This window comes from Lactobacillus iners, from assembly GCF_011058775.1.
In the GTDB taxonomy this organism is placed as follows: Bacteria; Bacillota; Bacilli; order Lactobacillales; family Lactobacillaceae; genus Lactobacillus; species Lactobacillus iners.
In genome coordinates, this window is record NZ_CP049230.1 from 19,050 (window position 1) to 32,295 (window position 13,246).

10 protein-coding genes are annotated in these 13,246 nt (G+C 33.0%); 7 read left to right on the forward strand and 3 right to left on the reverse strand.

The window, feature by feature from the left end; genetic code table 11:
* The first annotated feature begins 45 nt into the window (after positions 1-45).
* Positions 46-1,434: an NADP-dependent phosphogluconate dehydrogenase gene (gene gndA, locus G6Z82_RS00100; RefSeq protein ID WP_164785989.1), complete on the forward strand. Its 1,389-nt coding sequence runs from the start codon at positions 46-48 to the stop codon at positions 1,432-1,434.
* A gap of 67 nt (positions 1,435-1,501) precedes the next feature.
* Positions 1,502-3,052 carry a ClC family H(+)/Cl(-) exchange transporter gene (locus tag G6Z82_RS00105; protein WP_006734764.1) on the forward strand — a complete coding sequence of 517 codons (1,551 nt, stop codon included), beginning with the start codon at positions 1,502-1,504 and terminating at the stop codon, positions 3,050-3,052.
* Positions 3,053-3,211: 159 nt separating this feature from the next.
* On the opposite strand, the gene G6Z82_RS00110 is transcribed toward G6Z82_RS00105, so the two are convergent.
* Both G6Z82_RS00110 and G6Z82_RS00115 read right to left on the reverse strand, forming a co-directional pair.
* Positions 3,212-4,522, reverse strand: coding sequence for an MFS transporter (locus tag G6Z82_RS00110; RefSeq protein ID WP_006736480.1), 1,311 nt, complete (start codon positions 4,520-4,522; stop codon positions 3,212-3,214).
* A 13-nt stretch (positions 4,523-4,535) separates the two neighbouring features.
* On the reverse strand, positions 4,536-5,846 hold the full coding sequence (locus G6Z82_RS00115) for an NCS2 family permease (RefSeq protein ID WP_006730772.1): 1,311 nt from the start codon (positions 5,844-5,846) through the stop codon (positions 4,536-4,538).
* A 341-nt stretch (positions 5,847-6,187) separates the two neighbouring features.
* Here G6Z82_RS00115 and G6Z82_RS00120 point away from each other — a divergent pair, with 341 nt between their 5' ends.
* The 5 genes from G6Z82_RS00120 (at position 6,188) to G6Z82_RS00140 (ending at position 12,174) form a co-directional block, all read left to right on the forward strand.
* The gene (locus G6Z82_RS00120) at positions 6,188-7,285 is read left to right on the forward strand and encodes a BMP family lipoprotein (protein ID WP_006733283.1); all 1,098 of its coding nucleotides are present in this window, start codon (positions 6,188-6,190) and stop codon (positions 7,283-7,285) included.
* A gap of 135 nt (positions 7,286-7,420) precedes the next feature.
* Complete coding sequence (locus G6Z82_RS00125; protein WP_006733300.1) at positions 7,421-8,509, forward strand: BMP family lipoprotein; 1,089 nt, start codon at positions 7,421-7,423, stop codon at positions 8,507-8,509.
* A gap of 67 nt (positions 8,510-8,576) precedes the next feature.
* Positions 8,577-10,097, forward strand: coding sequence for an ABC transporter ATP-binding protein (locus G6Z82_RS00130; protein WP_006729259.1), 1,521 nt, complete (start codon positions 8,577-8,579; stop codon positions 10,095-10,097).
* A gap of 8 nt (positions 10,098-10,105) precedes the next feature.
* On the forward strand, positions 10,106-11,218 hold the full coding sequence (locus G6Z82_RS00135) for an ABC transporter permease (protein WP_006729258.1): 1,113 nt from the start codon (positions 10,106-10,108) through the stop codon (positions 11,216-11,218).
* Entirely contained in the window at positions 11,218-12,174 is a 957-nt protein-coding gene (locus G6Z82_RS00140; RefSeq protein WP_006736464.1) for an ABC transporter permease, read from the forward strand. Before G6Z82_RS00135 ends, G6Z82_RS00140 begins: the two co-directional genes overlap by 1 nt.
* A 28-nt stretch (positions 12,175-12,202) precedes the next feature.
* On the opposite strand, the gene hemH is transcribed toward G6Z82_RS00140, so the two are convergent.
* On the reverse strand, positions 12,203-13,159 hold the full coding sequence (hemH, locus tag G6Z82_RS00145; protein WP_006729256.1) for a ferrochelatase: 957 nt from the start codon (positions 13,157-13,159) through the stop codon (positions 12,203-12,205).
* Between the last annotated feature and the right edge of the window lie 87 nt (positions 13,160-13,246).

The following is a 13,246-nucleotide window of genomic DNA, read 5'->3' on the forward strand; positions in this document are numbered from 1 at the left end:
AAAAGTATACTTAAATATATAGAAGCAACGATGGAGGTAACAATGATGCAACAATTTGGGGTAATTGGACTATCTGTGATGGGCAAGAACCTAGCATTAAACATTAGAAATCATGGGTTTTCAGTAGCAGGTTTTAGTATTGATAAGCCTGAAGTAGATGCACTAGCAAAATATGAAGATGATAAATTAAAACCAACTTATTCTTGGGAAGAATTTATTAATTCATTAGAGAAACCTAGAAAAATGTTGATAATGATAAGAGCAGGAAAACCGGTTGATATGACTTTAGAAAAATTGACCGAGCTTTTAGAGCCTGGTGATATTGTTATTGATGGTGGTAATTCAAACTTTAATGATACAAATCGTAGGTTTAAGAAATTAGAAGAAAAAGGTATTCATTTTATAGGAATGGGTGTATCTGGTGGTGAAGAAGGTGCTTTAAATGGTCCAGCTTTGATGCCGGGTGGAGACAAAGAAGCTTATGATAAAGTATCACCAATTTTAGAATCAATTGCAGCTAAAACTGAAGAAGGTGTTCCTTGTGTAGCATATATTGGTCCTGAAGCTAGTGGACATTATGTCAAAATGGTTCATAATGGCATGGAATATGGTATCATGCAAATCATTTGTGAAGTATATGATGTATTACGTACTGTAGGTAATTGTACTAACGAACAAATGAGTGAAATTTTTGAAAAATGGGATGAAGGTCAATTACATAGTTATTTAACAGAAATAACTTCTAAAGTCTTAAAGCAGCGAGATGATCTGGCTGATGGTTATATTGTTGATAAAATTCTCAATGTAGCTTCTTATAAAGGAACAGGAAATTGGATGCTGGAAGATGCTATTAAATTAGGTTGTCCTATAACAGTGATAGCTGAAGCAGTATTAGCACGTTTTGCATCTAAAGCTACGTTGCGAGATGGTTGCATGCCAGAATTTAAAGGAAAAGTGGATCTTAATCAATTAATTACAAAATTAGCTAATGCATATTATTTAGCTTCTGCAGTTTCATATGCCCAAGGATTTCAACAATTAAGTATGGCTGCTAAAGAATATGGTTGGAATCTACATTATCCAGCAATTGCTCAAACTTGGGAAGCAGGGTGTATTATACGTTCTTCTATGTTAAAAGACATTGAAAATGCATTTAATCAAGATGCCGACTTGCCAAATTTATTTAAAGACAAATATTTTAATGATATTGCTAATAAATATACAACTGATTTGGAAGAAATAGTTAAATTGGCAGTTGAAGCAGGAATACCCATTCCAACTTTGGGTGCTGCATATAGTTACTTAAAGACAATTTTTAATCCTAAATTACCGCAAAACTTACTCCAAGGGCAACGTGATTATTTTGGTGCACATACGTATTATCGTAATGATCGAGATGGAGTATATCATATGGAATGGTATACTGAAAAGTAGCATTAAGTTTCACGTGTAACAAAAAAGCACCTTATGTGCTTTTTTGTTGTTTATGGGGGCAAAAATAATGATTTTCAAAAAAGTTAAAATAAGTGCATATAAAGTCCTTATGCAAGCTTTATTAGTAGGTTTGTTAGTTGGAATAGTTGTAGGCATATTTAGATTTGGCATAGAAAAGATGTCGGCTCTGTGGCTAAAATTATTTGAATTAACGCATGATAATCCTTATTGGTTTGTAGTTGTAGTAGTTGGACTGATATTGACAGGTGTGATAGCAGGATATTTTGTACATCAACAAGCACATGTCGGTGGTTCAGGTATACCCGAGGTAAAATTGCAATTACAAGGCAAATTAGATATACCTTGGTGGCCTATCTTATGGCGTAAATTGCTAGGCGGAATAATGGTTATTAGTACAGGTATTTTTTTGGGACCAGAGGGACCATCATTACAATTAGGTTCTACTATTGGCCAAGGTGTCGGTGAGAAATTTAAGCAAAGCAAAACCAATTCTAGAATCTTACTTGCTACAGGAGCCGCTAGTGGATTGGCAGCAGCTTTTGGAGCACCATTGAGTGGGGTTATGTTTGTTTTAGAAGAGGTCTTTCATAATTTCTCTTCTCGTGTATGGATGAATGCTTTAGCAGGTGCGATAGCTGCTGATTTTGTTGTGTCCAATGTTTTTGGACAAAAGGCAGTATTAGCGATACCGTACAAACATACATTTCCAGTCAACCTATATTGGCAACTAGTAATTTTAGGTGTAATTTTAGGATTGCTAGGTCAGTTATACAAACACAGTTTATTTTCTTTTAAAAAAATTTATACGCATATAACTTGGATTCCTAGGTGGTTACATGGATTAATACCGTTACTTATGGTTATTCCTATAGCTTATTACTTGCCAGCAATAACAGGACCTGGTCATCGTTTGATTTTTTCTTTATCAGGTTTTATTACCAAATCAGGATGGAATATTGTTTTACTTTTAATTTCATTTTATATTTTACGGATAGTTTTTTCTATTTTTTCATATGATTCTGGTTTGCCTAGTGGAATCTTCTTGCCAATTCTTGCTATGGGAGCAGTTATAGGTGCATCTTATGGTATGTTGATGGTTAATTTGCATTTAATGCCTGCACATTTGGTGGTTAATTTAATAATTTTTTCAATGGCGGGGTATTTTGCTGTAATCATTAGAGCACCATTTACCGCTATTATATTGATTACTGAAATGGTTGGATCGTTGTTGCATTTAATGCCCTTAGCTGTAGTAGCTTTTGTTGGATTGATTATTGATAATTTGATGGATGGAAAACCTATCTATGGTATGTTAGCTGCTCATATGCAACTTGATGATATGACACAAGATGAATCAGGACATGAGGATCAAATAACAGTTCCTGTTTATGAAGGCAGTAGTATGATCGATAAGTCTATATCGCAAATCAGTTGGCCGAAAAACACTTTAGTTAAGTTAATAAAACGTGGTAGTAGAGATATAATACCAAATGGTAAAACGAAAATTGTTGCTGGCGATGCTTTGATATTGGTTATAGATGAGGGGCAAAGAGCAACTGTTTATGATGAAATGACAAAATTACAAGGATTTAAATAGTAATTTTTATAATATATAATTTTGTGATAAAACAAAAAACATATTTTTTAATATAAACACCGAAATGTTGACAAGAAATTCGAGGTTTTTATTATGAAAAATATGTTTTTTTATTTGTAAACTATTATCGCAGATAGCTAGTTATATATGTTATAAAGGCTATTTACTAAGTGCTGCAGTTTCGATAGCTAATATACCACAAATAAGAGCTCCTAATACTAAGGCTATAAAACAAATAAACATAGCGGTACTTGTTCCATAATTTTGATTTATGATAGGTAATAAAAAAGTTCCTAAAAATGCACCAATTCTACTAATTGCTATACATGTACCAACGCCAGTAGCTCTGATTTTAACATCAAATAATTCGGTTGTATAAGTATAATCAAAAACTAGGCCTGAAGATAAAGACATAGCAAAAATTAAGAACAGAACTACTTTAATCCATGCATTAGCATGTAATGATAGAGCTAATAATCCAATACTGATAGCAGATATCAAAAAAGTTGATGTTAAAAATATTTTTCTACCGATATGATTAAAGATAACTACGCCAATACTTACACCTACAAAAATACCTATATTATAAATGATACCTGGTAAATAATTATTTTGTAGGTTCATGCTTTTAAGAATTAAGGGTAAAAATATACTTATGCCGAAGTAGGCAAAAGATTGGCAAGCATAAAACCCTCCCCCTACGATAGTTCTTCTAAGGTAGTGCTTATTAAATAATTCAGTCCATGACAAGCTTTTAACAGGTTTGTATCTTTCTAGATGTTTTGGCAGTCCCCACTTTTTACCTAATTGGTATTGAATAATTTTATTAGCATCAACAAAATTTCCTCTACTTGCTAGCCAACTAGGAGACCCTGGCAGATTAAATGATGTACGATATAGTGCAGCAATTAAACTGAAAAAAGCTACAGATGCTAAAATAATTCTCCAAGTTAAGGGACCAAAACCATGGATTATTAATCCTATTGGATAAGAAATGACAAAACCAAGGGTCCAATATAAAAGAATACTGCTTTGTTTTTTAGCACCTTCTTGTATGGGCATCCATTCAATTAATAATGCATTACCGACTGTATAATCAATAGCAATCATTAATCCGATACCAATTCGAATTATAAAAGTAAATAGCAAATTACTGGTGAACAATTGAATAATCGACAAAAAGGATAGTACATACATATTAATCATTAACATGTGGTGCCTACCAATTTTATCTGCTAAACGTCCCATAAATATACTGCCACCTAGACCAATAAGAGTACCTGATCCGATCAAGCCATTCCATATGCTAGTAATATTTAGATATTTGTTGGCAGCTTCTATAGCAAGTCCACTAATTCCTAAACTATATCCACATGCAATTTGTCCTAAACAAATGGCAATATAAACTCTAAGGTGAACTTTGGAAAATGGAGCGTATTGATAATTTTTTTTATTATAATTTTCCTGCATATTTTTTTCTATATTATAAATTAGTGATTATGAAAAATGCGACGAAAATGATTAACAAAATGTACATCATCTTCGGTATTTCTTTATATCTTTTAGCTGCAATCATTGTAATAGGGTAAGCAATCATACCTAATGCTAATCCATCAGAAATTGAATATGTGAGTGGCATACCTATTACGATTAAGAATGCTGGAAAAGCAATTTCAAATTCGTGCCAATGGATGTTTTTTAAATTGGCAGCCATCAGTACACCGACAATAATTAATGCGGGGGATGTAACTGTAGAGGGGATAACTGTTAATAAAGGACTAAATACCAGTGAAATAATAAATAGAAATCCAACCAATATTGAAGTTAATCCTGTACGTCCTCCCATGGCAATGCCAGCTGATGATTCTACGGATGTGCCTAATGGAGCGGTTCCTAAGATAGCACCTTCAACCATAGCCAATGAATCGGATAAGAATGCTTTTCCAATTCTAGGAATTTTACCTTGTTTATCTACCATACCAGCTTGTTGCGTCATTCCAATTAGGGTGCCAGCAGTGTCGAAAAAAGTAACTAGTAAAAAAGTGATAACTACCATAAATAATTGAGTAGTATTAATATTTTTTAATTCTAAGATTGCTTTACCGAAAGTTGGAGCAATGCTGGGAGCAGAGGAAACAATACTATTTGGTAATGGTATTTGTCTGATGATGATACCAAAAAGTGCAGTTAATAGCATACCGATAAAAATGGAACCAGGAATTCTAGATGCTACTAAGATTACTGTCAAGATAATACCAAACATTGATACCCATGTGTCTGGATTATTGAAGGATCCTAATTTTACTAAGGTTGAGTTACTATTAACTATTAGTTTTGAACTTTGTAAGCCGATAAAGGCGATGAACAGACCGATACCTGATGAAATGGCATATTTAAGATCTTGAGGAATAGCATCTACTACCATTTCTCGCAATTTTAATATTGTAATTAGAATAAATAAAATAGAAGCCAATAAAACAGCAGCTAAGGCTGTTGCCCATGGAATTTTCATTCCAATACAAACGTTATATGCAAAAAAAGCACCCGATCCTAAAGTTGGAGCTAATGCTATTGGATAATTAGCAATAATTCCCATCAGAAAGCATCCTATAGCAGTAGCAATTGCAGTAACTGTGAAAGCAGCTCCTTTGTCTATGCCAGCATCGTGTAAGATATTAGGATTGGCAAATAAAATATACGATAAACTAACAAAAGTAGTTAAAGCTGCAATAAATTCTTGTTTGATTGATGTCTTAGATTTTTTTAAGTGAAAAAAGTTATCTAATATCTGCATAAATCCTCCTTGTATTAGTTTTACGAAATAAAATAACTAATGTTAATAGTTTATCATATAAGTATAAATTTTTGTAATTAGCTATTTTACACGGACACTAGATATTGTGTTTTAATTTTTTGCAAAAAAATCAAAATAACTGCTAAAAGACTGATATATCGCACCTGAAGATTAATTTATTAAAAAATGCATAGTTGTTAAAACCTTGATATAATGGCATTTGTTAAATTACATCCGTATTGTGTTTCGTTGACAAGGAGTAGATAAATTGTTAACTTATAGTTGCTATTTAAAAAAGTCGAACACAATATGTTGTGTTTTACTAAGAGAAGGGATATTTTATGAAGAGAAGTTTTAAGAGTGTATTAAAAGCTGGGTTAATATTAACTACAGTCGGGTTGTTATTGTCTGCTTGTGCGGGCAAAAAGCAAGGAGGTGCAAGTAGCGATAGTAAAACTACAAAACATAATATTGCATTAATAACAGATGTTGCAGGTGTAGATGACCATTCATTTAATCAATCTGCTTGGACTGGTTTTAAGCAATATGGTAAAGAACATAACCTTGGTCGTGGGAATAATGGTTATCAATATTTCCAATCTAATGGTGCATCTGATTTTGTACCTAATATTGAACAAGCAGTTAATGCTAATTTTGAAACTATTTTTGGTGTTGGATATTCTTTAAAAGATGCTATTGCTCAATCTGCTAAGAAATATCCGAAAAAGAATTTTGTCATTATTGATGATTGGATTAAAAATCAAAAAAATGTTGTAAGTGCTAATTTTAAAAGCCAAGATGCGTCTTATTTAGCTGGTGTGATTGCGGCTTATACTACTAAAACTAATGTAGTAGGGTTTATCGGCGGTATACATGGACATATTGTAGATTTATTTGATGCAGGATTTACTAAAGGCGTACAAGACACCGCTAAAAAATTACACAAGAATATAAAAATTTTAAATCAATATGCAGGAAGTTTCGTTTCTAGTGATAAAGGACGTGCCATAGCTCAGACTATGTATGCTAAAAAGGCTGATATTATTTTTCATGCTGCAGGAAAAACTGGTGATGGAATATTTCAAGCTGCGAAAGCTATCAATCAAACTAAGCCTGCCAATAAAAAAGTTTGGGTTATAGGTGTTGATTCTGATCAAAGCTCCCTAGGAGAATATGTTGCTAAGGGCGGACAAAAATCCAACTTTACTTTAACTTCTGTAATAACAGGTGTTAATGTGGCTGTTAAAGATATTGCTGATCGAGCATATAGAAAACAATTTCCAGGTGGAAAATCCTTAAACTACGGGTTAAGCAATGATGGTGTAGCTATTGTTCATAATACTGATATACCAAATAAGGTATGGATTGCATCACAAAAAGCACGCACGAATATTTTAAAAGGACGTATTAAAGTACCTATTCATCCTAAAAATAAGTAGTTCTATCGTTTACTAATGTTCGTATTTTGCTACTACTAGCAATAAAAAAAGTATTTTTTGTAATAAAAATTGACAAATAACCGAATAAATGTTATTTTTTTATTAAACATTAAGAGGTTTTGGAGGTTAGTAGGGATGCATCTTAATTTAAAGAAATCTATTACATTAGGTTTAGTTGTAACAGCAATGGGTATACTTTCTGCTGGTTGTTCACACAATACACAGAATGGAGCAGGTAATAGCGACAAGAAACATAGTATTGCTTTAATTACAGACTTTAATGGTGTAGACGATCATTCATATAATGAAATAGCTTGGAAGGGCTTTACAGATTATGGTAAAGAACATCATTTAAAGCGTGGTGCTGGTGGCTATCAATATTTTGAGTCAAATGGAGCATCTGATTTTGTGCCAAATTTGAATCAAGCTGCGTCTGCTGGTTATCAAACTATTTATGGTGTAGGATTTACTTTAACAGATTCGATTAAGGCTGCCTCAAAAAAGAATCCTAAGAGGAATTTTGTTATCGTTGATTCTGTGATTACTGGTCGTAAGAATGTAGTATCTACTATTTTTAAGAGTAATGATGCTTCATATTTAGCAGGATTAGCAGCAGCTGGTACTACTAAGACAGGTAAGGTTGGATTTGTTGGTGGTGTCCGTTCATCAGTAATCGATTTATTTGAGGCTGGCTTTAGAAAAGGTGTTGCAGATGGTGCTAAAGCTTTAAAGAAAAAAGTTACTGTGAATGTACAATATGTTGGCGATTTTACATCGACAGATAAAGCCAAATCAATTGCTAAATCAATGTATGCTGATAATGCTGATATTGTTTATCAAGCAGCTGGTCAAGCAGGAAATGGTGTATTCCAAGAAGCTAAGGATTATAACAAGACTAGATTAGCTAAGCAAAAAGTTTGGGTAATTGGTGTTGATATTGACCAAGAAAAATTAGGAAATTATGTTTCTAAAGATGGTAAAAAAGAAAACTTTACTCTAACTTCTGTATTAAAGGGATTAGATGTTGTATGTAAAGATATTGCTGATAAGGCATATCATAATAAATTCCCAGGTGGAAAAACTTTAGTTTACGGATTGGATAGTAATGGTGTATCTTTAACTAGAGGACACATTGATGCTAAGACTTGGTCAAGTATTAAGAAAGCTCGTCAAGCTATCATTGATGGAAAAATTAAGGTTCCTGTTAAACCTGCCAAGAAATAATTGTTAGTTAAGTTATTTAAGTCCTTCGTTTGTATAGCGAAGGGCTTTTTTGAAAGAAAGAAAAGTTATGGACAATACAGTTGATAATGTAATCGAAATGCGACATATTGTAAAACAATTTGGTAATTTTCGAGCTAATGATGATATTAATTTAACTTTGAAAAAGGGCGAAATTCTAGCTTTGCTGGGTGAAAATGGAGCTGGAAAATCAACTTTAATGAATATTTTATCAGGATTATTGCAACCTACTTCTGGTGATATTTATGTTAATGGAAAAAAAGTTATTATTAAGGATCCTAATACAGCTAAACGTTTGAAAATAGGAATGGTGCACCAACATTTTATGCTGGCTGAAAGTTTTTCTGTTTTAGAAAATATCATTTTAGGTAATGAAATCACCAAGGGCTGTTTTATTGATTTTAAGAAAGAAAAAGAAAAGATAATAGAATTATCAAAGCAGTATGGATTAGCAGTCAATTTAAGTGCTAAAATATCCCAAACTACCGTTTCACAGCAACAACGTATTGAGATTTTGAAAGTTTTGTACCGTGGTGCAGATATTTTGATTTTTGATGAACCAACAGCCGTATTAACTCCGCAAGAAATTACGGAATTTATTAAAGTTATTAAAGGATTGGTACATGAGGGCAAATCTATCATTTTTATTACTCATAAACTTAAGGAAATCAAAGAAGCTTGTGATAGAGTGACAGTCATTAGACGTGGTAAAAGTATTGGAACCATTGACACCTCTGCTACTACTGATCAAGAGTTAGCAGATATGATGGTGGGTAGAAAAGTTAATTTGAATGTTACTAAGCCTAGTTCAAATATCGGTGATACCATTTTAGATGTAGAGAATTTGGTGGTTAAAGATAGTCGTGGTGTACAAATAGTTAAAAAATTAAGTTTGCAAGTGCATCGTGGCGAGATTTTAGGGTTAGCTGGAATTGATGGTAATGGTCAAGATGAATTAGTAGAAGCTTTAACTGGATTGCGTCATGTTGAAAGTGGATGTATTCGCATTAAAGGTCATGATTCTACCAATCAACCAGTTAGAAAAATTACTCAATGTGGGGTTGCACACGTACCTGCTGATAGGCAAAAATATGGTTTGATATTATCTATGTCTTTAGCTGATAATTTAGCATTGCAAACATATTATGAAAAACCTTTATCAAAACATGGTTTTTTACAAAAAAACGAAATGATCAAGAAAGCAGAACGTCTTGTAAATGGATTTGATATTAGGGCTGCTAATTTAATGATACCAGCAGGTGATTTATCAGGTGGTAACCAACAAAAGGCAATTATTGCACGTGAGTTGGATCGAAATGCGGATTTAATTATCGTCTTTCAACCTACACGTGGCTTGGATGTAGGTGCGATTGAGTACATTCATGAGCAATTATTAAAACAAAGAGAAGCAGGGAAAGCTGTTTTATTAGTTTCATATGAGTTAGATGAAATCTTAAAGTTATCTGATCGTATTGCAGTAATTCATAATGGTCAAATATCAGGTACTGTATTACCTGCTGATACTAATGAAAGAGAATTAGGATTATTGATGACAGGGGCAGTGAGGTAGTAAACGCAATGATAGGCAAAAAGAAAGTTAACAAAGCATTAATATCCTTAATAGCTATTTTGATGGGCTTTATTGTAGGTGCTTTAATTATGCTGGTATGGAGTTATAACCCTATAACAGCTTATACATACATGTTTCAGGGGGCTTTAGGGACGCCACTAGAGTTAGGTGAAACTTTAAGAGAAATGACGCCATTAGTATTTACGGCTATTGGCTTTGCAGTGGCAGATAAAGCAGGCTTTTTTAATATTGGACTACCTGGTCAAGCACAGGCAGGATGGGTGACATCAGTTTGGATAGTCTTAGCTAACCAGCATTTACCCAAGATTATATTAATACCTCTAGCACTTATATCTGGTGCCATAGCAGGTGCAGTTGTTGCAGGAATAGCTGGTATATTGCGAGCATATTTTGGAACTAATGAAGTTATTACAACAATTATGCTTAATTATATTGTTTTATATGTTTGTCAATATCTGACGCAACAAATAATGCCAGAAAAATTACGAATCAATATTGATACAACAAAAACTATTTCAGATAATGGCAGTTTACGCTGGGAATGGCTCACTAATATGTTTGGTGGTTCACGTATCAGTTCAGGAATTTTCTTAGCCCTCATCGGTTTAGTAGCTTTTTATATAATTATGAATAAAACTACCATCGGTTTTGAGATTAAGGCTGTAGGTTTAAATCCTAATGCAAGTACTTATGCAGGTATTTCTGCTAAGAAAAATATTATAGTTTCTATGTTGTTATCTGGAGCTTACGCTGGATTGGGTGGTGTTATTCTGGGCTTGGGAACTTACCAGAATTATTTTACACAAACAGGAAATGTTGATATTGGTTTTGATGGTTTGTCTGTTGCTTTACTAGGTGGTAATACAGCTGTAGGTATATTTTTAGCTGCTCTATTATTTTCTATTTTAAAAATAGGTGGGCTAGGTATGCAAACTGGAGCTGGAATACCATATGAAATAGTATCTATTGTGATTGCGGCCATAATATTTTTTGTGGCAATACATTATATTATTGAATATCTTTTGAATTATAAAAAAGTTATGAAACATTCTTGTACTAGTGATAAGACACAAGGTTTGGAAGTTGGAGGATCGAAATAATGGATATTGTTTCAATGTTATCATTGATTGTATCTTCAACATTGGTGTTTTCTGCACCTTTAATGTATAGTGCCATAGGTGGAACGTTTAGTGAACACGGTGGCATAGTAAATATTGGACTTGAAGGAATAATGACTATGGGAGCTTTTTCCAGCATAGTATTTAATTTGAGTTTTTATAAACAATTTGGCATTTGGACACCATGGTTAGGTGCGTTGATTGGTGGAATTGTTGGATTAATATTTAGCTTGTTACATGCATGTGCTACTATTAATTTTCATGCCGACCATATCATATCAGGGACTGTCTTAAATTTAATGGCTCCTGCTTTTAGTGTATTTTTAGTTAAAGCAATTTATTCTAAGGGACAAACTGAAAATATTACTGAGAACTTTGGATATTTCACATTTCCTGTTTTAGGTCAAATTCCAATAATCGGTAAGATCTTCTTTAGAAATACTTCTGCTGCTGCATGGCTGGCAATCGTAATAGCGGTTATTTCCTGGGAAATCATGTTTAAAACACGATTTGGGCTTAGACTTAGAGCCTGTGGAGAAAATCCACAGGCTGCGGATACTATGGGAATAAATGTTTATTTGTTGAGATATGATGGTGTTCTCTTATCTGGTTTTTTAGCTGGATTTGGTGGAGCTGTATTTGCACAATCTATATCTGGTAATTTCTCAGTATCAACTATCGTGGGTCAAGGATTTATGGCCTTAGCAGCAATGATTTTTGGTAAATGGAATCCTTTAGGAGCAATGGGAGCTTCATTGTTTTTTGGTTTTGCTCAAAGTTTGAGCATTATAGGAAAGCAATTACCAATGATAGAACACTTGCCATCAGTTTATTTGCAATGTACACCATATTTGATGACAATCATTGTTTTGGTTCTTTTCTTTGGTAAATCAGTTGCCCCTAAAGCTGATGGAATTAATTATATTAAATCTAAATAAATAGTATTTAAAAAGGTTAGTCAGACGACTAGCCTTTTTTGGTTTTATTAACATTAGTAGCTAAATTGGCTATAAATTTAGCAAAAGCAGGTGAATCATTCATTGGTGGGACAACTGTTAAATTTTCACCACCATATTTTATAAATAAATTTTTGTTATCTATAGCATCTTCTGCAATAGTTTCAGAACAATCGGTAACAAAGGAAGGAGTTACGATTAATACTTTTTTCATACCGTCTTTAGCCGCTTGGATTAATGTTTTGTTTAAGTAAGGCTTTAACCAAGGCATTAATCCACATTTTGATTGAAATACCATGGCTATTTTTTCGGATGGTATATTTAGCATTTGGCACATAGCCTGTGTTTGTGCAGTACAGTCTTTTAGATAAATATCTCCTTTTTTAATAGCACTTTGAGGGATACCATGATATGAAATATAGAGATGATCATATTTATCAAGATTCCAATAATGTTGAATATCTTTAACCAGTATTTGTAGATATTCATTATTTGTACAAAAGTGTTTTATGATGGTTAAAGGAAGGTCTAAGTTGCTACATGTTTGTTTAGCTGTAGCAATTATTGTTTTCACGGTACAATTTGCATATTGTGGATATAGAGGCAATAAAACTAAATGGTCACATCCATTATTTTTCATTTCTTGAATTGTAGTATTAATACTTGGATCTCCATATGTCATAGCCATTTTTACTTGCCAATCTGGTAAAAGAGCCTGAACTTGTTGAGTAATTTTTTCTGTATAAAATCGTAAGGGGGAACCATTTTGCGACCAAATTTTTTGATAAGAAATAATACTCTTTTTGATATGTATGGGTAAGATTACATGTTTTAATAGGGGTTTCCACATCCATTGTGGCATAGTAACAACATTTGGATCTCCCATAAAATCTAAAATGAATTTTTCGATATCGTTTTTGGTTGGTGATGTTGGTGTACCAAGATTAACTAGTAATAACCCTTGCATGCTTATACTCCGTTCGTAAATGTATAATAATATTTTATATTTAAGAATCAAAATTATCAATGTAGATAATTCTTAATAAGAATATTA